The organism is Wolbachia endosymbiont of Wiebesia pumilae, assembly GCF_017869285.1.
Taxonomy (GTDB): Bacteria; Pseudomonadota; Alphaproteobacteria; order Rickettsiales; family Anaplasmataceae; genus Wolbachia; species Wolbachia pipientis.
Genome location: NZ_CP054557.1, coordinates 645,388 through 667,708, shown reverse-complemented (window position 1 = coordinate 667,708; position 22,321 = coordinate 645,388). Strand labels below are relative to the sequence as shown.

At 35.9% G+C, this 22,321-nt stretch carries 22 protein-coding genes and 3 tRNA genes; 5 read left to right on the top strand and 20 right to left on the bottom strand.

The features are described from left to right. Positions 1 to 17: 17 nt before the first annotated feature. On the top strand, positions 18 to 1,295 hold the full coding sequence (murA, locus tag HUB92_RS03470; RefSeq protein WP_006279833.1) for a UDP-N-acetylglucosamine 1-carboxyvinyltransferase: 1,278 nt from the start codon (positions 18 to 20) through the stop codon (positions 1,293 to 1,295). A 9-nt stretch (positions 1,296 to 1,304) separates the two neighbouring features. After that, positions 1,305 to 2,159: an FAD-dependent thymidylate synthase gene (thyX, locus tag HUB92_RS03465; RefSeq protein ID WP_209472369.1), complete on the top strand. Its 855-nt coding sequence runs from the start codon at positions 1,305 to 1,307 to the stop codon at positions 2,157 to 2,159. A 72-nt stretch (positions 2,160 to 2,231) separates the two neighbouring features. Here thyX and HUB92_RS03460 read toward each other — a convergent pair whose 3' ends face one another. Beyond that, positions 2,232 to 4,016: a hypothetical protein gene (locus tag HUB92_RS03460; RefSeq protein ID WP_209472367.1), complete on the bottom strand. Its 1,785-nt coding sequence runs from the start codon at positions 4,014 to 4,016 to the stop codon at positions 2,232 to 2,234. A 144-nt stretch (positions 4,017 to 4,160) separates the two neighbouring features. Here HUB92_RS03460 and priA point away from each other — a divergent pair, with 144 nt between their 5' ends. Next, positions 4,161 to 6,503, top strand: a complete 2,343-nt coding sequence (gene priA, locus HUB92_RS03455; protein ID WP_209472365.1) for a replication restart helicase PriA — start codon at positions 4,161 to 4,163, stop codon at positions 6,501 to 6,503. An 18-nt stretch (positions 6,504 to 6,521) separates the two neighbouring features. Here the strand turns inward: priA and petA are convergent, their stop codons facing one another. The 11 genes from petA to HUB92_RS03405 form a co-directional block, all read right to left on the bottom strand. Beyond that, positions 6,522 to 7,094, bottom strand: a complete 573-nt coding sequence (gene petA, locus HUB92_RS03450; RefSeq protein WP_209472363.1) for a ubiquinol-cytochrome c reductase iron-sulfur subunit — start codon at positions 7,092 to 7,094, stop codon at positions 6,522 to 6,524. Between the two features lie 92 nt (positions 7,095 to 7,186). After that, positions 7,187 to 9,889 (bottom strand): DNA topoisomerase (ATP-hydrolyzing) subunit A, encoded by a 2,703-nt coding sequence (gene gyrA, locus HUB92_RS03445; RefSeq protein WP_070356997.1) that lies wholly within the window; start codon positions 9,887 to 9,889, stop codon positions 7,187 to 7,189. A 52-nt stretch (positions 9,890 to 9,941) separates the two neighbouring features. Then, positions 9,942 to 10,014, bottom strand: a tRNA-Val gene (locus HUB92_RS03440). 14 nt (positions 10,015 to 10,028) lie between these two features. Next, the gene (locus HUB92_RS03435) at positions 10,029 to 10,274 is read right to left on the bottom strand and encodes a hypothetical protein (protein WP_209472361.1); all 246 of its coding nucleotides are present in this window, start codon (positions 10,272 to 10,274) and stop codon (positions 10,029 to 10,031) included. A gap of 7 nt (positions 10,275 to 10,281) precedes the next feature. Then, a complete protein-coding gene (locus HUB92_RS03430; RefSeq protein WP_209472359.1) occupies positions 10,282 to 11,238 on the bottom strand; it encodes an IS5 family transposase in 957 nt (318 codons plus the stop codon). A 379-nt stretch (positions 11,239 to 11,617) separates the two neighbouring features. Then, the gene (locus tag HUB92_RS03425) at positions 11,618 to 12,493 is read right to left on the bottom strand and encodes a tetratricopeptide repeat protein (RefSeq protein WP_010082043.1); all 876 of its coding nucleotides are present in this window, start codon (positions 12,491 to 12,493) and stop codon (positions 11,618 to 11,620) included. Between the two features lie 427 nt (positions 12,494 to 12,920). Beyond that, complete coding sequence (locus tag HUB92_RS03420; RefSeq protein ID WP_209473371.1) at positions 12,921 to 13,904, bottom strand: IS481 family transposase; 984 nt, start codon at positions 13,902 to 13,904, stop codon at positions 12,921 to 12,923. Further along, on the bottom strand, positions 13,826 to 14,548 hold the full coding sequence (locus HUB92_RS03415; RefSeq protein ID WP_244663028.1) for a reverse transcriptase domain-containing protein: 723 nt from the start codon (positions 14,546 to 14,548) through the stop codon (positions 13,826 to 13,828). The genes HUB92_RS03420 and HUB92_RS03415 overlap by 79 nt, the downstream gene beginning before the upstream one ends. Then, positions 14,511 to 14,639 (bottom strand): hypothetical protein, encoded by a 129-nt coding sequence (locus tag HUB92_RS06955; RefSeq protein ID WP_255324786.1) that lies wholly within the window; start codon positions 14,637 to 14,639, stop codon positions 14,511 to 14,513. Before HUB92_RS06955 ends, HUB92_RS03415 begins: the two co-directional genes overlap by 38 nt. A 414-nt stretch (positions 14,640 to 15,053) precedes the next feature. Then, complete coding sequence (locus HUB92_RS03410) at positions 15,054 to 15,443, bottom strand: DUF1284 domain-containing protein (RefSeq protein WP_209472357.1); 390 nt, start codon at positions 15,441 to 15,443, stop codon at positions 15,054 to 15,056. Next, entirely contained in the window at positions 15,440 to 15,967 is a 528-nt protein-coding gene (locus HUB92_RS03405) for a biotin transporter BioY (protein WP_151807512.1), read from the bottom strand. The genes HUB92_RS03410 and HUB92_RS03405 overlap by 4 nt, the downstream gene beginning before the upstream one ends. A gap of 85 nt (positions 15,968 to 16,052) precedes the next feature. On the opposite strand from HUB92_RS03405, the gene HUB92_RS03400 reads away from it, so the two are divergent. Continuing rightward, on the top strand, positions 16,053 to 16,640 hold the full coding sequence (locus HUB92_RS03400; protein WP_095742826.1) for a nitroreductase family protein: 588 nt from the start codon (positions 16,053 to 16,055) through the stop codon (positions 16,638 to 16,640). Further along, a complete protein-coding gene (gene dapF / locus HUB92_RS03395; protein ID WP_006279822.1) occupies positions 16,621 to 17,409 on the top strand; it encodes a diaminopimelate epimerase in 789 nt (262 codons plus the stop codon). The genes HUB92_RS03400 and dapF overlap by 20 nt, the downstream gene beginning before the upstream one ends. A gap of 8 nt (positions 17,410 to 17,417) precedes the next feature. On the opposite strand, the gene sucD is transcribed toward dapF, so the two are convergent. The 8 genes from sucD to HUB92_RS06780 form a co-directional block, all read right to left on the bottom strand. Then, on the bottom strand, positions 17,418 to 18,293 hold the full coding sequence (gene sucD / locus HUB92_RS03390) for a succinate--CoA ligase subunit alpha (RefSeq protein WP_010963102.1): 876 nt from the start codon (positions 18,291 to 18,293) through the stop codon (positions 17,418 to 17,420). A 3-nt stretch (positions 18,294 to 18,296) separates the two neighbouring features. Continuing rightward, positions 18,297 to 19,448, bottom strand: coding sequence for an ADP-forming succinate--CoA ligase subunit beta (gene sucC, locus HUB92_RS03385; RefSeq protein WP_006279820.1), 1,152 nt, complete (start codon positions 19,446 to 19,448; stop codon positions 18,297 to 18,299). A 37-nt stretch (positions 19,449 to 19,485) separates the two neighbouring features. Further along, positions 19,486 to 19,686, bottom strand: coding sequence for a 30S ribosomal protein S21 (gene rpsU / locus HUB92_RS03380; protein WP_006279819.1), 201 nt, complete (start codon positions 19,684 to 19,686; stop codon positions 19,486 to 19,488). Between the two features lie 199 nt (positions 19,687 to 19,885). Beyond that, positions 19,886 to 19,959: transfer RNA gene (locus tag HUB92_RS03375), tRNA-Pro, on the bottom strand. 218 nt (positions 19,960 to 20,177) lie between these two features. Beyond that, the gene (locus tag HUB92_RS03370; RefSeq protein ID WP_006279818.1) at positions 20,178 to 20,864 is read right to left on the bottom strand and encodes a 16S rRNA (uracil(1498)-N(3))-methyltransferase; all 687 of its coding nucleotides are present in this window, start codon (positions 20,862 to 20,864) and stop codon (positions 20,178 to 20,180) included. A 28-nt stretch (positions 20,865 to 20,892) separates the two neighbouring features. Next, positions 20,893 to 20,964, bottom strand: a tRNA-Glu gene (locus HUB92_RS03365). Positions 20,965 to 21,032: 68 nt separating this feature from the next. Further along, entirely contained in the window at positions 21,033 to 21,395 is a 363-nt protein-coding gene (locus HUB92_RS06785) for a hypothetical protein (RefSeq protein WP_223823129.1), read from the bottom strand. A 50-nt stretch (positions 21,396 to 21,445) separates the two neighbouring features. Next, the gene (locus HUB92_RS06780; RefSeq protein WP_244663027.1) at positions 21,446 to 22,243 is read right to left on the bottom strand and encodes a hypothetical protein; all 798 of its coding nucleotides are present in this window, start codon (positions 22,241 to 22,243) and stop codon (positions 21,446 to 21,448) included. Positions 22,244 to 22,321: the final 78 nt, after the last annotated feature.

The following is a 22,321-nucleotide window of genomic DNA, read 5'->3' as shown; positions in this document are numbered from 1 at the left end:
ACTTTATATCTAATTAAATGCACAAGATATTAATAAGAAATAACTACAAACCTTTGGTCGGAAAAATCAAGATTAATGGCTCAAAAAATGCTGTTTTACCAATAATGGCAGCAAGTCTATTAAGTAGCTCTCCGGTAATTTTGCATAATGTACCTGATTTAATTGATGTGCATCTAATGTCTAAGTTGCTTGAAAGTCTTGGAGCAGAAGTGAACTTTATGCACAATAAAAATTATAAAGCGAACCATACTTTGAAAATTGACTGCAGCAATATCAACAATCACGTGATGCCATATAAAACCGCAAGTAAGCTAAGAACTTCTTTTCTAATATTGGGTCCAATGCTTAGCAGATTTGGCAAAGCGAGAACAGCATTTCCTGGTGGATGCAACATTGGAAAGCGTCCCGTTGATATGCATATTAAAGCATTAGAAGAAATGGGAGCTAAAATTGAAATTGACGGCTATAATATAATTGCAACAGTGAAAGGAAAGCTACAAGGAAAAGAAATCACATTTGAGAAAATAAGTGTTGGCGCAACAGAAAATGTAATAATGGCAGCAACATTTGCAGAAGGAGTGACAACAATAAACAATGCTGCAACTGAGCCGGAAGTTCTTGATTTAATAGATTTTCTGAAGAAAATGGGTGCTGATATTGAAATTGATAATACAAAGGTCATAATAACAGGAGTTGAAGCACTAAATGGATGTGTTCATAAAATAATACCAGATCGCATAGAAGCAGGCACCTATGCACTAGCTGCTATAATAACCGGTGGTAAGTTGGAGTTGGAAGGAATAAATCTATCTGATATAAGGTGTATTACAAATGAGTTGGAGACTATAGGAGCTATGGTTGAACTGTATGATGGAGGCATTGTTATTTCCAGAAAAAATGGCTCTATTAAGTCTGCTAACGTTGCGACAGATCCATATCCCAATTTTCCCAGTGATATGCAACCACAACTGATGTCTGCAATGTGCATCGCTGATGGGATATCAGTAATTGAAGAGAACATTTTTGAAAACAGATTTACACATGCAGATGAATTGAGAAAGTTAGGTGCTAATATCAGCATCGAGAAAAGCAAAGCTACTATAAGTGGAATAAAAAGCTTATCTGGAGCTAATCTATATGCTACTGACTTAAGATCAACAGCAGCTTTGGTGCTTGCTTCTTTGGTAGCCGGTGGAGAAACTATAATAAACAATTCACATCATTTATGGAGAGGATATGAAGCAATGCATGAAAAACTCAATTCATGTGGAGCTGATATCTCCATTTCGTCTTGAGGATATTTTATGAATGAAGCAACCAAACGAACTATAGTAAAAGAAATAGATGCAATCTTATATGAAGAACATAAGGTATTAGACCATGGATTTATTCGAGTAGTGGATTATATGGGCTCTGATAGCGCTATAGTTCAAGCTGCTCGTGTTTCTTATGGCAAGGGAACAAAACAGATAAGTCAGGATGAAGCACTTATAAAGTATTTAATGAGACATCATCATACAACTCCATTTGAAATGTGTGAAATTAAGTTTCACGTGAAACTTCCAATTTTTGTTGCAAGGCAATGGATAAGGCATAGAACTGCAAATGTGAATGAATATTCAGCAAGGTATTCAATACTTGATAATGAATTTTATACACCTAAACCAGAACAAGTTGCAAAACAATCTGACAATAATAAACAAGGTAGCGGGGAAGCTTTTGATCCAGATACCTCAAAGGAAATAATAGATTCTCTAATAAATGACTCTAATTTAGTATATTCTCATTATGAAAAATTTATTGAGCAGGGGCTTGCAAGAGAAATTGCCAGAACTAACCTAATGCTTAATTACTACACGCAATTTTATTGGAAAATAGATCTGCATAATCTCCTTCATTTTTTGAAGCTTAGAGCTGATAAGCATGCCCAATATGAAATCAGAGTTTATGCAGAAGTTATGCTGGATATAATAAAAAAATGGGTTCCACTGGTCTACAATGCCTTTGTTGAATATTGCCTAGAATCAGCCTGTATTTCAAGAACTGGTCTAGAAATAATTCGCAAATTAATTAAAGGGGAAAACGTTACTAGAGAAGAAAGTAATATTGGTAAAAGAGAATGGGGCGAGCTGATGTCTATACTTGATAAACAATCTTAAAGATAAAGGCATACGTGTCAATCTCCTCTGTCAGTTAACTCTCGTTCACCAGATTGAATCTTGCTTTTTACATCACATTAACTCATCACTTTTATAGAACATCTCATTAAAATCATTTAGAGTTCCAAAATCCTGACCCTTGATAAACAGGTGATCATTAGCAACATGTGCTTCATCAAGAGTAAACAGCTCGTAATGATGATTGTGAGCGGGCCTAACAATTTCATTATATAAAACCATTACTTGTTCGTAGTTATATCCATCGCCAGCATGATATTTACCACGTACGGTATCATAAAAATTCTTTACATCATCATATGTCACTTGCAGCTCCACCTTATACTTTCCCACTTCAAGAGGACTTCCTGTCTTTATTTTTAAGGGATGTTGTGAATTTGCAACACTGTTAGAAGTTTCTGCTTCAATATCAGAATTTTTATCCATATTTTCTATCACACTTGCCATAGCAGTTTCTTGTTCATCTTCTGTTGGTTTTGTTTGTTTTTCAGTCTTATTACTGCTACTGTCAGTTTCCACAGTTACTTTTTTTACTTCTATATCTTTTTGAGCTTTCTCATTACTTTGCTTGTGTATTTCATCTCCATGCAATTTTTCCTGCAGAGCTTTTTTCGTATCAGCATAATCATCACGATTGCTTTGCAAAGCTGGTTTATAACTGCTGCTATCATCCGCTTGCATTTGATCTATATAGTTAGATTCTTCTTCCTGTATAGTATTTTTTGCGTTATCCTCACCAACCGTTCCTTTCTCCCCAGACTTGGCTTCACTCTCTACCACAACTTCTTCGTCTACTTGCTCATCATCAATTGTAAATTCAGTACCTATCTGATTGCTATCTTCCTCCAATTCATTAGATAATTTTTCAGATAGCTGGTCACCACTCAAATATGGTTCCTTTGAATATTTAGCATAATTATGGGGATCGGTTCTGTTTTCTGAATAAAACCCACTTTCAAAGTCTGAGTAGGAGCTTTGATTGAGCACAAAAAATAAGTTTTCATAATTAACCAGCATATCACTATCAGGGCTAACAAAATTTAAATATTCATCGCCTTCCCATTCTGGGTGGTGTCTATACTCTGCTATGTAGTATTTACTAGAGTCGAGAGGTATCTTGTCACCTTCTTCCCCATCAAGTTGTAAAACTACTGCTGAATGCCCATTACCTAAATCATTACCTTTTACCACTTTGAATATTTTAATCTCATCCTTTTCTACAAGTTCTTTTAACTCCTCGTTCTTTTCATTTAACTCTTCCTCCCTTTGTCTTTCTGCTTCTCTCTCTCTTGCCAATCTTTCTGCTTCTTCATCAGCTTTCTTCTGCAGTTGTGAGAATACATTTTGTAATATATCTTGTGTGGTTAAGCTATTTGTGTTGCTTAAAAAATTATCTAACACATTTGATGCAATTGGTGACAATTCACCGTGATCATCAAATACTTTTTCCTTTGCTTTATCATAGTGATTTGGGTTATAGATTGCATACAGAGGATAAAAACCATAATCTGCAATTGACGCTCCGTCAGGTGATAGTTCCATTGAGAATCCATAGTAATTAAGTGGAAGATTGGAGGTTAAATATTTACCGTTATCATCCCTAACGTGTAGCTCACTTCTACCATTGTGCTCACTATATTTGTTGTAGTAGATATAAAAATTCTCATGGTTAAGATTGAAGTGATCATCTAGATTATCGAATTGAATTGTACTGCCAAGCTTCTCGCGCAAAAGATTTTTGCTTTCATCTGTAAGCTTTATATGTGCAGAAAAGTAGTATCGATCTATAGGTTTGCCTTTTTCTATTTCAAAGTTCAAAGTAATCTTGTCGTTGACCATTGGTAGCCTCCACAAATTCTATAAATCATTTTATTTATCAATCATACGGTCTGTACTATGAAAAATGTGTTAAACGTTAAGATTTTCTCTGTACCGATTCATCTATATTGCCAAGCTTAATAAAGTTACAAGCTCTTTAAAACAATGTTAAACTCAATCACTATGGCAAAAACAGTTGACGTATTACTACCACTTCCAATTGATCAGTTATTTTCATATGCAATTGAGGAAAATACTGAGATTTTACTTGGAGATTACGTAGTGGTGCCATTTGGCAAAAAACGCTTAATCGGAATAGTTTGGAAATACAGTGATAAAAGTAACCGAGAATTAAAATTTATTGAGCAAAAAATCGATTTACCAAATATTAGACCAAAATTGATTGCATTTGCAGAGTGGGTTGCACAATACAATTTAATACCTATTGGTATGCTTGCCAAAGTGATAATGGGAGGAGTGTTAAAAGTAAATCACATAGATAAATTGGTTTGTGTTGAACAAAAGCAGGAAACAAGTGAAATAAGTTGCCAATTAAGCCCTGAACAGCAGATAGCTAGTGATAAAATAATCAGCAATTTGAACGAGTATTCAGTGACTTTGCTTGACGGTGAGACAGGATCTGGAAAAACGGAAGTTTATCTCTCTGTGATTGCACAATTGATTAAGAATTACACTGCCGTTCCAAATGCTGCTCAGACTTTACCATCCCAGTGCCCAGAGACACAACTGTACGAACATTGTGATTTGGGTCTACCAAGAGGGTGTCATCCGAGTAGCCTGACACTGGGATCCAGTTTTTCATATAACCTCATTACAAATGTTTATTTTAACTTAAAACCAATACCTAATTTACAATCAAAATTCCTGGATTCCAGTGTCAAGCACTGGAATGACACCTTTATACTCAAGGCAAAACCCACTGTAACATTTAGCATACCGTCTTTGCCACGTACTAGTATGACACCAGAATATGTTGAAATGACATCAGGAGAAGGTAATACACAAATTTTAATCCTCCTACCTGAAATTGTTTTAACTTCACAATTGGTAAATCGTGTTCGCGGTCAGATATCAAAAAACTTAGTTGAATGGCACTCAGGGCTCACTCCAAAAACTCGCCGGAATAATTGGCTCAATATAGCAAATGGAAATGCGCAGATAATTATTGGTGCACGGTCAGCGCTTTTTTTGCCTTATAAAAACCTAAAATTGATTATCGTTGATGAAGAGCACGACTCATCTTTTAAACAAGAACAGGGAATTATATATAATGCTCGAGATATGGCGATAATCTTAGCCAAATTTGAAAATATTCCGATTATTTTATCATCAGCTACTCCACTGCTTGAAACGATTCATCATGTTAAAAACGGGAATTACAATCATGTAAAGCTAACTAAACGATTTGGTGGTGCAGAATTGCCACTCATTAAAGTAGTAGATATGAGGAACAACAAGCAATGGATCTCCTCTGAGCTTTTTGAAAGCATCAAACAAACCATAGAGAAAAAACAGCAGGTTATGCTTTTTCTAAACCGCAGAGGGTATGCACAACTGGCAATTTGTAAAAAGTGTGGATATAAAATTTCCTGCTTAAATTGTGCTGTTTGGCTTACATATCACAAGAAAAAAAATGCTCTTTTGTGCCATCATTGCTCTTATCAATTAAAACTTCCAGAGAAATGCTCTAATTGCCAAAGTGAACAGCCATTGTCCCTCTACGGCATAGGAATTGAAAGGTTGCTTGAAGAAATGGTGAAATTAATACCAAACGCAAAAACTGCGATGATAAGCAGCGATCAGAAGTCGGTTAGTAACGTAATTGACTTGATATTGAAAGAAGAGGTGAACATTATAATCGGCACACAAATAATTGCTAAAGGGCACAATTTTCCCAAATTAACTTTGGTTGGAGTAATGAATGCAGATTTGAGTCTCGAAAATTCTGATTTGAGAGCAGCGGAAAAGACGTATCAATTATTGCACCAAGTTGCAGGCAGATCAGGAAGGTTTAATGAAAAAGGAATGGTAATAGTGCAAACCAATAATCCTGAAAGTTCAATAATAAAAGCATTGCTGCATCAAAAAAGAGACTCATTTTATGAAATCGAACTTAAGTCAAGACGCGAAGCCAAAATGCCACCATTTAGCAGATTAATAGCGCTTATAATCTGTGGTAAGAATCAGATTGCAACACAAAAAGCAGCGAATGAAATAGTAAAATCTCTTCTCTGTCATTCAAGTAGCTCAACTATTTGTATCCAGGAAAAAAATGTAGGTGTAGACAAAAAGGAATTTGAAATTCTTGGCCCATCACCAGCAGCGATAAATTTTTTAAATAATAAGTATCGGTATAGGGTATTATTAAAAATACACAATAAGCATAGTCTATCCATACAAAAAAAGCTGAAATATTGGATTAAAAATTGTAACTTGAATTCGAGTATTGCAGTGATAATAGATGTTGATCCTGTGAGTTTTTTTTAACGAGTTTATTTATATTCGTTAAGCCTTCTTGCCAATTACCACAACATTCTCACTGGGAAAAAAATAATCAGGTACAGCCATATTTTTCGGTGCAGGACCCCCAATTACTCGACCTGATGTATCATAATATGAACCGTGGCAAGGACAGAACCAACCATTACCATCTCTTGTAGCGTGGTCAACCGGTACACACCCAAGATGTGTACATATTCCAAGCATAATTAACCATTCGTCTTTTCCTTCGTATACTCTCTGCTCATCTAATTGAGGATCCCTCAAGCTCTTCACATTCACAGCTCTTGCAGCCTCAATTTCTTGCTTTGTGCGTCTACGAATGAATACTGGTTTACCTTGCCACTTTACTTTTACTCCGTGTCCTTCCTGAATTCCAGACAAATTCACCTCCACTGTGGAAGTTGCTAGAACTTCAGCAGAAGGATTCATAGATTTAACCAGTGGCCAAAGTCCGCTTGCAGCTCCTATACCTGCCATAGCGCATGTAGTTAATGTTATAAAATCTCTCCTACTCTTATTTTTAGTAAGATCTTTAACAGGAGGTGGTTTTTTATTTTTAGTTAATTTTTTGTCCATTGATCTTTACTTAGCCATAAGTATATATTTTAATTTAAATACTGCGTATTAATCAACAAAAACTTGCGCTTTTTGTTTAACCTATACTACGGTTAAGAAGCGATAGAGTTTTCAACTTCAAAAATACTATCTTCAGTGGAATCAGGATCTTCAATTTTTGCTACTGACACCACTTTTTCTCTACTTTCTGTTTTAAACAGAGTGACTCCTTGAGTGCTGCGTCCTGCAATTCTAATCTCATTGACCGAAATGCGAATTAACTTTCCTTTATCTGTAATAAGCATTATATTATCACCCTGCTCAACTGGAAAACTAGCAACAACATTACCGTTTCTGCTAGTAGTAAGAATATTGGTGATACCAACACCACCCCTGTTAGTTACTCTATACTCATACGCAGAAGTTCTTTTACCAAAGCCATTTTCAGTAATAGTTAATATAAACTCCTCATTCACTGCAAGTTTTAAGAATAATTCGTTATCTATTCCTAAATCATTCAAAGTCTTTTCCAATTTAGAATCAATGGAGTTATTAATTGCAGTCCCCAGTCTTTTTGCAAGTGGAACTTTTAAGTAAAGTTCTTTTGTTTCTGTTGCTACACCTATCCCATTTAATATGGTCATGGATATCACGCTGTCATTCTTTACAAGTTTGATACCTCTTACGCCATCTGAATTGCGACTCTTAAATTGACGCACATCACTTACAACAAATCTGATACTTTTTCCAAGCGTTGTTGAAAGTAAAACATGGTCAATTTCATTACATACCTTAACCGATACTAATTTGTCTCCTTCATCGAGCTTTATTGCTATTTTTCCATTGCTTGGAATATAGTGAAAGTCCGCTAAGGAGTTACGCCTTATGTTTCCATAGGCAGTAGCAAAAACTATGTTTTGATTTTCGTCATTTTCACTTGGCAATGGCATGATATTAGTTATAGTTTCACCATCGCTAAGCGGAAATATGTTAACAAGTGCTCTTCCACGTGCGGTTGGCTCTGCAAGAGGTAACTTATAAACTTTTAATCTATAAACTCGACCAATGTTAGAAAAGAATAAAAAGCTAGTATGGGTATTTCCAACAAATAATTCTGTGATTACATCCTCTTCTTTTAATCCCTGTCCTAGCTTTCCTTTTCCACCACGACGCTGAGTTCTGTAGTGAGAAAGTTTTACACGCTTGATATAACCATTCATAGTTACGGTTATCACCATATCCTCTTGTGGAATTAGATCTTCAGCTTCAATGTCCGCGTCTGACTCTTCTATTGAAGTTTTTCGCGGCACAGCAAATCTGTTCTTTATTTCTTGTAGATTGTTTTTTATTTCTTTCATCAACTTCTCTCCTGAGCCAAGAAAAGCGATATATTCTTTTATCAGGTTGATCATTGAACTTAGCTCAGCTTCTAATTTGTCTTTTTCAAGGCCTGTTAAACGCTGCAGTTTCATATCAAGGATAGCTTTAATTTGTAGTTCAGTTAATCTATACACTCCATCTTTCAAAAAGCTTGCGCTATCTGAAATCAACTCGATAATAGTATTGATTTCATTCGAAGTTTTCCATTCTTTATTTAAAAGTTCTCTACTTGCTTCCGCAGGATCTTTTGCACCGCGGATGATTTTTATCACTTCATCTATGCTGAGGACCGCAATGTAGAGCCCTATATATATATGAGCTTTTTCCCTCGTTTTTCTTAGACGAAATTCTGTTCTCCTGATTAATACTTCTTTTCTAAAATCAACAAAAGCAGTTATGATTTCTTTCAATGACATCAAAGCAGGCCTGTTGTTATTGAGCACTAAAGTGTTAACACTAAAACTACTTCTTAGTGGAGTTAGCCCCAATATTTGATTAAGTATAAAACTTGCTTCAGCATTTCTTTTGAGGTCAATTACTACTCTAATACCAGACTTATCGGACTCATCCCTAATTTCTGTTATACCATCAATTCTTTTTTCTTTTACAAGCTCACCTATCTTCTCAATTAATTTTACTTTATTTACCTGGTAAGGTATTTCATCAATCACTATTGCTTGCCTATCTTGTGGCAGATCTTCTATATGAGTCTTGCCTTGCACAACAATTGATCCACGACCAGTTGCAAATGCTGATCTTATTCCAGACCTTCCAAGAATTGTTCCCCCAGTTGGAAAATCCGGCCCTGGCATCACTTCAAGTAACTCATCCAAAGTAACTTCAGGATTATTTACATATAATATACAAGCATCTATTATTTCTCCAAGATTATGAGAAGGAATATTGGTTGCCATACCAACTGCAACACCACTTGCACCGTTTACCAATAGATTCGGAAACTCTGCAGGCAGCACAACTGGTTCTGTTTCATTTCCATCGTAGTTTGGCCTAAAATTAACTGTATCTTCATCAATATCATTCAGTAAAAAGTGCGACACTTTTTGAAGTCTTGCTTCTGTGTATCGCATTGAAGCTGGTGGATCTCCATCTATCGAACCAAAGTTACCTTGCCCATCAACAAGTGGTAAAAGAAGAGAGAAATCTTGGGCCATTCTAACCAAGGAATCGTAAATAGCTGCATCACCATGTGGGTGATATTTCCCCATTACATCCCCAACTATACGAGCTGCCTTTTTATATGGCTTACCGGCATCGAATCCAGCTCTTGACATTGCATATAATATGCGCCTGTGAACAGGTTTAAATCCATCCCGCACGTCAGGTATAGCCCGGCTTATGATAACGCTCATTGCGTAGGAAAGATAAGAATCTTCCAGCTCTTTTACTATTGAGATTGGTACTATATTATCCTGCATTTTCTATACTTTAATTGAAGTAATTAATAATACTAACATTCAGTTAAGCAAATGGGCAATGACAGACTTGAACTGCCGACCTCCTCGGTGTAAACGAGATGCTCTACCAGCTGAGCTAATTGCCCCTTTAGATCTAATTCTATACCTCAATATTATTATTGTAAACAAAAATAGCAATAAATTGTATCCGTTCAGCAGAGTGGCAAAATAGGTAGACAAGGTGATCTAAAAAGATAATCATAGAGTAAATGTGAGGTAAGTCCTTACAATAAATGGTGTCATCCAAGTAGCCGACACTGGGATCCAGAAAAAAGAATGGTGTCATTCCAGTGCTTGACACTGGAATGGCTTTGTTGCATTGCTCTTCGGATAGTAGGTAACGCACAATAAATTTATGAAGCTATCTCAAATTTAGCCATACCAATATCAGTGAACTTATTGAGCAAATAGCATTTAACAAGTAGTTCCTTCTCTCTATTTGTCTCAGATTTATTCCTAAAACTAAACCCGAATGTTTGTTTCAGTCGCGAGAAAAAACTTTCTATATAAGATCTTTTTCCATAACTCATCTCTTTTTTCCACTTCTTTATACTATCTTCATCATATGACTTTATGAGCTTGACTGCAGAATTTCTCTCAGCCATATAGTCTAACTTTGGATGCTCTGCTGCGTTGTTTTTCGGAGGAATTTTCGTTTTTATACCATATTGATTACACAGCTTATAGAGCTTTTCTCTGTCATATGCCCTATCTGCATATAGTACTTTTATGACATACTGAAAATCGACTTCTTTTAGCAAATCACAAGCTCCATAGTGATCAGAGTAGACACCGTTACTGTATTTTACAGCTATGGCTTTTTTGCTGTTTGTATTCAACATTACATGCAATTTTCTTGTCTGTTCATAGCTGCGATACTTTCTATCTTCGCTATTTTCTTTGCTATGACCAGGAGTGTTGTTGTATATACTAATTCCTGTACTGTCTATAGCAATTTCGATATCTTCCATATTATTTTTATCAATTCTGCAATCATTGATCTTAATATTGAGTTTCTTAAACCTTCTTGATGATTGTGAATAGCTGATAACTTGCAAATTTTTCCCAATTTGCTCAAGGTATCCTGCTATAAACCCAACTGTTTGCCTCAGGCCTATTCTAAATAAACAAGTTATTATGTGCACCAAAATTACAACTTTATCGCTATAAATATTGTTGCCACCTGGTATTTTTGGACCATTCTCGTACCACTTTTCTATGGCTTCGTTGATATAATGAAAAATATTTCCTCTTTTTTCTAGAAATTTGTTATATTCGCTATGGTTACTGACCCTCATTTTTTGTGGCATATTTTTTCTTTCAAGGTTAAATGGCTATTTTATAATGAATTTTGTCAGTAGCCACCAGATTTTTTCAGTTGCTATGCAACAAAGCCCACTGGAATCCAGCTTTTTCATAATCATTAAAACGTTGTATTTTTACATAAAACAGCTATTTTTATGCTCGCCAACTTAATAAAATTCCTGGATCCCAGTGTCAAGCACTGGGATGACACCCTCCTGATGGGCCAAAATCACAATGTTCGTACAGTTATGCATTTGTTGTGTAAATTACCTTTGCAAACAAATGTTCGTACATCTGTGTTTCACACACTTTGCTTCAATATTTGCACATTAGCCACTCCCTTGAACAGATACGATAAATTAGATTTAGGTGAGCTATAAGCTTTTATGAAATCTTTGAGTGCGTGCTGTGAAGTTTTATAAATTTTAGTCTTGCTGTCACTTTGTATAAAGGTATTTTTTCACTCACATCTTTCGAAGTTGTAGCCATGTTCAACAATTTTAAGTAGAATATTGTAGCATTTTGAAAATCTGAAAGTTTATCTAGAATAACAGCTAAATTATAAGTATAAAAAATATTGTTTTCATCGAGGGAAATAGCAGTTATCATATACTCTTTACCTTTTACATAATCCTCCTTTTTCATATAGATCATACCTAAATTTGCTAATAAAGGAGCATAATTTTTATGTATATCATACAATTTTAACATTTCACTCAACGCCAGATCAGGATTATATTGTGAGATTATCGTCAGAAAATTTTTTAATATGTAAGGGTTACTAGGGTGTTCTTTTAACAGTCTTGTGTAAATCTCTACAGCTTTTTTGTATTCTTTATTAGCGTAATAAATATTTCCCAATCCAATTAAAGCATTTTTATGATAAGGAAACTTTGCAATGATCTGATTAAGGAGAGAAATAGCTGTTTCATTATCTCCTGATTCAAAGGAATCTTTTGCTTTTTTTAAAGTAGAGTATATGTCAAAACTCTTGCCAGAATTCTGCGCAATTTTGATGTTAAATTTATCACTTTTTCTCTCAATAACATCAAGATCTTTATATTTTTTATCAGCTTTTATATGCTTGACAACACTATCAAAGGCCTTCTGTATCTCCAAATTTTCACTAGCATAGGTAACAGAAGACCTCCATAAAATCACAACGCAAATTAACATGCAGATAAACATAGGTCCTAGTGTTGTGGCATTGGCTGCAGCGTGTAACCAGTAAACCTTATTTCTTTGAGCTATATGCAACACATTACAAATTCATAAATGCTAAATTACCTATCTCATACAATAATAAAGATATTATTAATTAGCGGGACGAACATGCTGTGTAGCCTTTCAGAATGCATTTATCTTTTGTCTTCCATATTTCGCTTTATTTCCACAAAAATGCTTCAATTTATCTTAGTCTGGTAGAGACTCATGACCTTGAAACCAGCGATTTGGTCTCATAACCATAGTCTCCCCAAAAGAACCGTGCTTGCGGATTTCCCGCACACGGCTCCACAATACAGCGTTCACACTAGTGCTCCTGTGTATAAAGAAACATATACCTTTGGTTTTGGTAATGGATTTACTTTTAAATAGTGTATAAATTGTTCCCAATCCATACTTTTCTTTTGACTACGTCGGTTTATCCACTTAAATGCTAACTTTGTTACCGGTCGATAGAATTGAATCAAACACCGATAATTTCCGCTAACTCCGAAGTAGCTATGTATGGTCCCAGAGTGTGATGGTGTGGATTTAGTATAAATAATTCTGGAGACTGTGTCCACTGATAACATATAAATTCATAAGGAGTAAGACCCTTAAGAGTTTTGAGTCTCTTTGCATAATTATAAGCCATAACAAAGTTATAAAGGTGTTCTTTAAGTTGCTGGTGCGATTGATAGTAATACTTCTTAACTGTAGCATCCTTTAAAGTTTTATTCATACGCTCGACTTGCCCATTCGTCCAAGGATGGCTAACTTTTGTCAAACGATGTTCAATAACATTCCCTTCGCAAACTCTATCAAATATATGTTGGAAAGCATACTTATGACGCTTCTGGTTTGTAAATTGTATACCGTTATCTGTCAAAATAGTATGGATTTTATACGGTAAAATTCTAATCAAATTACGTAAGAACTCAGCAGCTATGGGTTTTGTAGCACTGTTACGCAACTCAACATAGGTAAATTTGGATGTCCTATCAATAGCAACAAACAAATGTAATTTGCCCTCCTCAGTTCTAACTTCAGCAATATCAATATGAAAGTAACCGATAGGATATTGTTTGAATTTCTTTTTTGACTTAACTTCTCCATCAACAGTTGGTAATCTGCTAATGTTGTGTCTTTGTAAACAACGATGCAAGCTAGAGCGAGTCAAATGCGGAATTGTAGACTGCAGAGCGTAAAGGCAATCATCTAGTGGCAGTAGTGTATACTTGCGAAATGTAACTATTATAGCTTCCTCTTCTAGCGTTAAAACAGTCGATCTTGGACGCTTTGGACCCATATCAGCATCTTTCGTAAATGAACGTTTTCTCCACTTAATAATAGTTTTTGGATTAAGGTTATAATGCTTGGAGAGTTTTGCTATGCTCTCTTTTCTATTTTGTATTGCTCTACGAATCGTCTGTGTTGTTTTGGCGCACCCATGCAATATTTGTCCCATAACTCCTCCTTTGATGGTATTTTTTTCTCATATTTTATCATACCATCACACTCTGGGACTGTACATCTTAGAAATCGTTTTATTAACCACAATAAATTTGGGTCAGCTATTCGTTCCCTTAGACAATTCATTAGCCATTTATGTTGAACATTATCAAAGAACTTCTTGATATCCACTTCTACAATATAGTTAATTGGTTTGTGCATAACTGCTTTATCTAGAGCGTTTATCGCCTGATGACAATTTCTTCCTGGTCGAAATCCATACGAGCTGTCCATAAAGTTTGCTTCATAAATATTTTCTAATATCTTCTTTAGCATTACCTGTACCAACTTATCTTCCGTTGATGGTATTCCGAGACCGCGCTTCTCTTTGCTCCCGGCTTTGGGTATGTATACCCTTTTCACTGGTAGCGGTTGATATTGTTTTCTCTTCATACTATCCACTAGTGTTTTAAGTTTCTCTTCTAGATTTTCTCCATAAGCTTCCACTGTCACACGATCTATACCACAAGCCTTGTTGCGTTTTAGTTCCTTATAACACTCTGCAAGATTCTCTTCATTAATCAAATGAACTAATGATGTAAATTTTACTCGCTTATCTTGCTTAGCCCTTACTGCTATCTGGTTTAGTTTTCCTTGCATACTCCTCCAATCTCTGTTGTATTGGTATAGCAATCCCTATACCAGTCACTATATTGCTAACCGCTTCCCCTTGTATGTGGCTTTCCCACACTCCGAGTACTATCAGTTAGTCCGACTTCCTTTGCATCTTCCTCCAGTCCTCGCCTTTATTGACTTGTTCCAGAGTACCCTTACAGGAATACAAAGGATCTCCCAAGTTCACGTAAGGTCCATCTCAACACATGACGCGGCCTTCGATCCCGATGAGGTGAGTAATATCTTGCCTTAGCGTTATTACCCATGTTGCCTTCCACCAAATGTAAAGTGTCAGCCCCCATGACGCGTGAATTACGGGACTCAATACCTTCACTTTCGTTGCACCCTATGTTGTCCATTCCATTAGCTTTACTACGCTCGTTACCTTACGCAGCATAATGGTTTGTTCCAGGTTGCCGGCTAAGCTTTACCCGTGTTGGATTTTCACCAACTGTTCCTTACGCACTTCTTGGCGCACACATTTTGTCAACTACCTTTGTAGATTTAAAAGGGCATTTTTACATATTCCATATGGCTGCCAGTTGCACCCCTCACATGCGTACTCGAATTTCTCTAAAGACATTTTCTCCCTAATCTTTTCTACCGCTTCACTCCAGGTCAAAGTCTCGCCAATTTTAATTCCTAAAATTTCCATATGCCTTCTATCTAGCTCTAAAACTTTAGCTTGTGTGGTGCATTTACCTTGTTTAGTCTGATTTGGACAAGCACTACAGATATTATCAAGGTTACCAACTACTTCGATTTGAGTACTAATTACTTTGCTTGCTATCCTTTTATAATTTTCTACAAAACCCTGAGAATACCCATATCCCCGAAACGCGAGGGTGCACATAAAATGATGAGGGCGAAATTTTATCATTTTTTCAAATATTGCAAAGCTGCTACAAGTAGAAAAATTTTTATCAAACCAGGAAGGATAAATGGTAAAACACCCACCATTATTGCTTGTTCCAGACCCAAGTAAACAGCAAGCCAACTAACACCACAAATAAAGATTACAACTGTACCAGCCAGACAACTTAAAGAATTACATACAAATGATTTATACTTAGAGTTCAGTAATTCATTTACTTTGCTCATTACCATAACAGCAGCTAAACAGCCAATTAAATATCCACCTGTTGGTCCAAGGAGAGCGTGATAACCACCAGAAAAATTTGCAAGAACAGGCAATCCTGCTGCACCAAGTGATAGATATGTAAGCACAGAATAGAATGCTGTTCTGCGGTTAAATTTAAGCCCAATAAGCATTACTCCTAAAGTTTGCAATGTGATAGGCACAGGCTGCAATGGTATACTTATTTGAGCCATCAAGAATAAAAGTAAAACGCAAGACAATATTTCAGCCAGTGTTGATCTGCTGCTAGATTGTGTTATAAACATACCTTCCCAATAAAAATAACTTATTAAATGTAATATATGTGTATGAGAGGTTTTGCAATTTAAATTTTGCTTATATTGTGCTACAATGAATTATTTATGCACTATTAAATTAAAAATGATGAGTAAACAAGATCTATTATCGTTGATGAAAGCAAGACACAGCGGACGTTCATACGATCCTACAAGAGCAATATCTCAGGAAGACATGGATATTTTAATGGAAGCTGTAAGGCTGACTCCCTCATGTTTTGGTGATGAACCCTGGAGATACGTAATATGCAACAAACAGAACAATCAAAGCGCATGGGAAAAGCTGCTAAATTGCCTTGATGAATCTAATCAAAAATGGGCAAAAGATGCACAAGTGTTAATCATATCTTTAAGCGCTAAGAATTTCCGCAAATCTGATAAAGGTGAAAATTTTTGGGCTAATCACGATACTGGTGCAGCGAATTATGGACTTATGTTACAAGCTGCAGTTATGAACTTAATGGCCCATCAAATGGGTGGATTTGATAGAGATAAAATAGTGAAAGAGTTCAATATACCCAATGACTTTAACGTAATGTCAGTGATAGCGGTTGGTTACGAAGAAGAGGGTGCTGAAACAAGTAAGAAGAAAAGAAGACCAATAGAAGAAATATTTTTTTATGATGAGTGGCCAAAATTCTGAAAATTTTATCAAAATGCACGGCACTGGTAACAATTTCGTTATCATAGACTCACGTTCAACAAACAATTTAGACTGGAACCATAGACAAATTGCTGATCAAAGCAGTTGTGATCAAGTGATAATTATAACAATGTCTAATGCTGCAGACTGTTTTATGCATATCTATAATGCTGATGGCAGTCGAGCTGAAATGTGCGGAAACGCAGCACGCTGTGTTGGATATTTGATAATGTCAGAAAAAGGTGCTGAATACTCCATTATTGAGCTAACAAGCAAACGCATTTTAGAGTGTTTTAAAGTGGGTGATAAATCCATAAAGGTTAACATGGGTAAACCTTTGCTAAAATGGCATGAAATTCCCTTATCTACTGAGTGTGACACTCTTCACTTACCTATAGAGCTTGAAATGCTAAAAGATCCTGTTGCAGTAAATATTGGCAATCCTCACATAGTTTTTTTTGTTGATAACATAAGTGAAATACCATTGCGAAATTTAGGACCAAAGCTAGAAAATCACGCATTATTTCCTCGGAAAATTAATGTTAGTATTGCACAAGTTGAAAAGTCTGGAGAAATAGCTTTAAGAGTTTGGGAAAGAGGTACAGGCATTACTGCATCATGCGGTAGTGCAGCCTGTGCAGCACTTGTTGCATCCACACTACGTGGATATCTGGTTGCCCAACAGACTTCAGTAAATTTACCAGGAGGCAAGTTATTAATCGAATGGGCAAATAACGTATTCATGACTGGTGATATAGGGTTTTTGTGACCCTAATTCTAGTGATGCATTACTTCCAATACCTTCTTACCAATTACTGCAGGGGTTTCAGCAATTGCAATTCCAGCGCTCCGCATAACTTCTAGTTTTGCACCAGCACTTCCACCGCTGGAAGAGATGATTGCTCCAGCGTGTCCCATACGTCTTCCTGGAGGTGCCGTTTGGCCTGCTACAAAACCAACGATTGGCTTTTTAGTTTTTTCTGTTTTCACAAAATGTGATACATCTTCTTCTTCGTTTCCACCTATTTCACCAATAACTACAATACCATGAGTATCGTTATCTTTTAAAAAGAGCTCCATACAGTCGACAAATGTTATACCATGAACTGGATCCCCCCCAATTCCGATACACGTGGATTGACCAAGACCAACAGCGGTTGTTTGTGCTACTGCCTCGTAAGTTAAAGTTCCGGAGCGAGACATAATTCCTATGTGTCCACGCTTATGGATATGGCCAGGCATAATTCCTATTTTGCATTCTTCAGGGGTAATAATTCCCGGGCAGTTGGGACCAATCAATCGACTTTTTGAGCCGATAAGCGCACGCTTAACTTTCACCATATCAAGTATAGGAATGCCCTCTGTAATACAAATTATCAATTCTATTTTTGCATCTATTGCTTCAAGTATTGCAGCAGCAGCAAATTTAGCAGGTACATATATAACTGTAGCATTTGCACCGGTTTTTTCTTTGGCTTCTGCTACAGTATTAAAAACCGGTAAATTAAGGTGAGTGCTCCCACCCTTTCCAGGAGTTACACCTCCCACCATTTTCGTTCCGTAATCAATTGCTTGCTCTGAATGAAATGTGCCTTGTGCACCAGTAAAACCCTGGCATATTAATCTTGTATCTTTGTTTACTAAAACGGACATGCTTTATTTTACCTCTTTTACTATCTTTTGCGCAGCTTCATCTAGCTCATCTGCAGCAATAATATTTAATCCTGACTCTTCTAAAATTTTTTTTCCTTCTTCAAAATTAGTACCTGATAATCTAACCACTAGAGGAACTTTAATGCTCATTTCTTTTGCAGCCGCAACAATTCCACTTGCGATAATATCGCAACGCATTATACCACCAAATATGTTAACCAGAATTCCTTTTACGTTGCTATCAGACAATATGATTTTAAATGCTTCAGTTACAGTTTCTTTACTCGCTCCACCACCAACATCCAAAAAGTTAGCAGGCTCTGCTCCGTAGTATTTTATTATATCCATTGTTGCCATAGCAAGACCTGCACCATTTACCATGCAACCAATACTGCCATCCATTTTGATGTAACTGAGCCCATACTTTGAAGCCTCTATCTCTTCTTTCACTTCCTCATCATAATCACGAAGTTCCATAATTTCTGGGTGACGATATAAAGCATTATCATCGAAATTAATTTTTGCATCGAGCGCAATAAAATCTCCAGAATTTGTTTCAACCAGTGGATTAATTTCAATTTGGCTCGCATCAGTTGCAATAAACGCATCATATATTTTTTTTGCAATGTTCGATATCTTTTCTATTTGTTCTGGACTCAAATGAAAACTGCTGCTTAACTTGCTGCTATCAAAACTTGTAGCAGGATCAATATCAAATTTCACAATTTTTGCAGGAGAATTTTTTGCCACTTCTTCGATGTCCATTCCACCTTCTGAGGAAAATATAAATATTGGCCTACTGAGCTTCGGGTCGATTACCAGGCTTAAATAATACTCTTTCTTAATGCTTGAGCCTTCTTCAACGTACACTTTTCTTACTTGCTGCCCGCTTGGCCCTGTTTGATGAGTAACTAAAGTCATACCAATCATGTCCTTTACAAACTGTTGAGCTTCTTCAACTGACTTTGCTAGCTTTACGCCACCGGCTTTACCCCTACCACCTGCATGAATTTGAGCTTTAACTACAAACACGTCAGATTTTAATTGACTTACTTGAGTCTTTACTTCTTCTGCAGATGTAGCAACAAAACCTTTTGGCACTGGGACATTAAATTTATGCAAAACTTCTTTCGCTTGATATTCGTGAATATTCATAAAATAACCAATGATAAACTATTAACTTGAGTACAAACTACCAACCATAACGTTGCCTTCTGCACTCTTGTTGGTACCTCTTTTTTTTAGCTTCAGCTTTCTTTTTAGCTCTTTTTTCTGATTTTTTTTCATGATATTGTTTTTTCATTTTCAACCCTCTTCCTTCCTTTTGAATTGTTTTTTTCAATACTGGAAGAGCTCTGTCTACATCACCATAATGGACTGATACTTCTATCAAACTCTATACCTCCTTCGGTAATCATTTCAAAATCTATTTATAAATTAGAAAATTAACATTGTCAATTATTTTATAAACTTGAGCGTTAAAATGTAATATGCCATAATTTACATGGTAAATAATGTCATTCCAGTGTCAGCTACTTGCTTACTGATGGAGATTGCTCTTATGTTACAGCGTTCTTACAATTATACTAACATCGGGGCGGAGAGATTTGAACTCCCGACCCTTTGGTCCCAAACCAAATGCGCTACCAGGCTGCGCTACGCCCCGACTTCTTTACTCAGAGTATCAATAACTCAGGCAAAATGCAAGATTCATTTGTTTACTTTAGAAAAAATATAATATGAGATTTAATATTATCTTAGAATATGTTTTTTATTAGCTCCTCTTTAACAACAGACTGCTTCGTAGAAAGTCTACAGGGTTTTTGTGCGCGCAACACTGAACCAGATTTCTTTATGACCCAAACCTTAGTCATATTTAAAAATCTAGCTACACCAATTGGTGAAAGTGAGTGCAGCAACTACAGCAGTATCGACCCTTAAAATTCTTTTTCCTAGACTCAATTTTTGACAAAACTTATCGGCAAGATCAAGTTCATAAGATGAAAAACCACCTTCAGGGCCAACAATAATAGCAACATTTTTTTTGCCTTTCAGCACTTTGTCAGCTTTACCTGTTTCATCACACAAAACAAAATTTTTACTCTGGGAATCAGGTAATTCACAAAAGTTAATAGGAGGCAAAATCTCTGGTATACTTATCCTACCTGATTGTTCCGCTGCTTCGATTGCTTGTAATTTTGCTCTACTTAGGTTAATATTTTTTACCACTGTACGTTCCGTTGAAATAAATTGAATGCAGATTACTCCCATTTCAGTTGCCTGTCTTACTATGTTGTTCAAAGCAGCACTTTTTACCATGGCACAATACAGGTATAAATTTTCCTCATATTGCTGTTGTTTAGTGCATTCTTTGGGTGTAACTTCTGTCAATTTACGCGATATATTAACTACTTCTCCTAACCATTCTCCATCTTTTCCATTAAAAAGAGAGAGATTATCATACTTCTTAAGCCGCATTACATTGCAAATATAGTGACTTTGTTGTGGATTAAGTGCTAAACTCACGCCTTGTGATAAAGCTTCTTCAACATAGAGCCTAATTTTTCCCATTCAAAACTTTAATTATATTCTACTTGAGTGACTCTTACGGGATTTGAACCCGTGTTACCACCGTGAAAGGGTGGTGTCCTAACCACTAGACGAAAGAGTCAACTTGAATCTAACTAGGTTATATCGATTACATATATAAAGTCAATTCAATTATTTTGAATCACATAGTTAGAGGGATATATCAGTAATCTTATATCGACAGCCTCCTATTACTCCATGCTCAATACTCACTGAACCTATCTCAGATTTAGGAGCTAATTCTAATTGTTGTTCAACTTTTGTATCGGAATCATAGCCAGAATCGTAGCCAGAATCTCTACGCTCATATTTCTGCCTTATTTCTTCTACACTAAAGCCAGCCTTGGTCTTAATTTTTTGATCATTAGTCTGTTGCTGACTTATCGACTTATTAGCACTTAGCTCATTTAGCTTCACTTGCCAATCATTCACTTTATCTTGCACTAACCCATGGCAAGTTCCAGAATTAGCTTTTATGTCTTTTGCTTTTCTTTCTGCTCTTTTCTTGGACAAATCTACCCTAGCATAAATAGGTTCTGACGACTGTTCTGGCTCTTTCTGTTTTAGGCTAGTAGGCTTTTTTGTTCTGAAAGATCATCTATAGTGCAATAAATAGGTTCTTCTGATATACTCAAATAACCACTATCTTCCAATGATAAATTTTCAGTGGATTTTTTATGTGAATCATATATTTCAGCATAAATAGATTCTTCTGATACACTCAAATAACCATTCTCCCCTAATGAGTTACTAACCTTAGCATCATACACCTCAGCGTAAATTGGCTCTTTTGAAGGCAAAGCATCATAATTAGTGCTCTTTGGCTTATACTCAAAAGTTCTAGAAGGTTTTTGAGGTGGTATTACATTGTTGTTCACCTCAGCGTACATAGTTATTGGCTCATATTCAGAGGTTCTAGGAGGTTTTTGTTGTATAGCTTCAACATTCAAATCATCTGTAGAATAATACTCTGCGCCTTTTCCTAGTAAAAAGGAAACTGTGGGGTGAAGAATTATCTCTGCTGGTAAGTTTTTCTCACTATCCAATTTTAGATTTTTTGATTCTGCTAAACTCTCAATAACACGAATTATAACATTCTTTCCATTCTCATCTATTGAGTGGATATCAGCTCCACGATTAATCAGCAATTCCATTATTTTGTGATCTGTAGCATGTCCTAAAGCCTGATTTAAAGCTTGATTATTATTTATATCAAATGATCCTGTATTCTTGAGAGACATAGTCTTTGAAAAGAATTTTCTAAAACTATTTAATGCATCATAGAGAATTAGAGTCAGTTTAACACCTTTTATGTCATTGTTTTTGACAGATTTAATTAAAAAATTATCTATTATGCCCATGATTATACCCCCTATATAAAAGCTCACTACCATGGTACAATTTTAAACTATGATGATTTATTTTCTACTAATAGCAGC

Bases quoted from the DNA above. Each gene is read 5' to 3' on its own strand.
- murA (WP_006279833.1), top strand. From the start codon at position 18: ATGCACAAGATATTAATAAGAAATAACTACAAACCTTTGGTCGGAAAA.
- thyX (WP_209472369.1), top strand. From the start codon at position 1,305: ATGAATGAAGCAACCAAACGAACTATAGTAAAAGAAATAGATGCAATC.
- HUB92_RS03460 (WP_209472367.1), bottom strand. From the start codon at position 4,016: ATGGTCAACGACAAGATTACTTTGAACTTTGAAATAGAAAAAGGCAAA.
- priA (WP_209472365.1), top strand. From the start codon at position 4,161: ATGTTAAACTCAATCACTATGGCAAAAACAGTTGACGTATTACTACCA.
- petA (WP_209472363.1), bottom strand. From the start codon at position 7,094: ATGGACAAAAAATTAACTAAAAATAAAAAACCACCTCCTGTTAAAGAT.
- gyrA (WP_070356997.1), bottom strand. From the start codon at position 9,889: ATGCAGGATAATATAGTACCAATCTCAATAGTAAAAGAGCTGGAAGAT.
- HUB92_RS03430 (WP_209472359.1), bottom strand. From the start codon at position 11,238: ATGCCACAAAAAATGAGGGTCAGTAACCATAGCGAATATAACAAATTT.
- HUB92_RS03420 (WP_209473371.1), bottom strand. From the start codon at position 13,904: ATGGGACAAATATTGCATGGGTGCGCCAAAACAACACAGACGATTCGT.
- HUB92_RS03415 (WP_244663028.1), bottom strand. From the start codon at position 14,548: ATGCAAGGAAAACTAAACCAGATAGCAGTAAGGGCTAAGCAAGATAAG.
- HUB92_RS03410 (WP_209472357.1), bottom strand. From the start codon at position 15,443: ATGATAAAATTTCGCCCTCATCATTTTATGTGCACCCTCGCGTTTCGG.
- HUB92_RS03405 (WP_151807512.1), bottom strand. From the start codon at position 15,967: ATGTTTATAACACAATCTAGCAGCAGATCAACACTGGCTGAAATATTG.
- HUB92_RS03400 (WP_095742826.1), top strand. From the start codon at position 16,053: ATGAATTATTTATGCACTATTAAATTAAAAATGATGAGTAAACAAGAT.
- dapF (WP_006279822.1), top strand. From the start codon at position 16,621: ATGAGTGGCCAAAATTCTGAAAATTTTATCAAAATGCACGGCACTGGT.
- sucD (WP_010963102.1), bottom strand. From the start codon at position 18,293: ATGTCCGTTTTAGTAAACAAAGATACAAGATTAATATGCCAGGGTTTT.
- sucC (WP_006279820.1), bottom strand. From the start codon at position 19,448: ATGAATATTCACGAATATCAAGCGAAAGAAGTTTTGCATAAATTTAAT.
- HUB92_RS03370 (WP_006279818.1), bottom strand. From the start codon at position 20,864: ATGGGAAAAATTAGGCTCTATGTTGAAGAAGCTTTATCACAAGGCGTG.
- HUB92_RS06780 (WP_244663027.1), bottom strand. From the start codon at position 22,243: ATGGGCATAATAGATAATTTTTTAATTAAATCTGTCAAAAACAATGAC.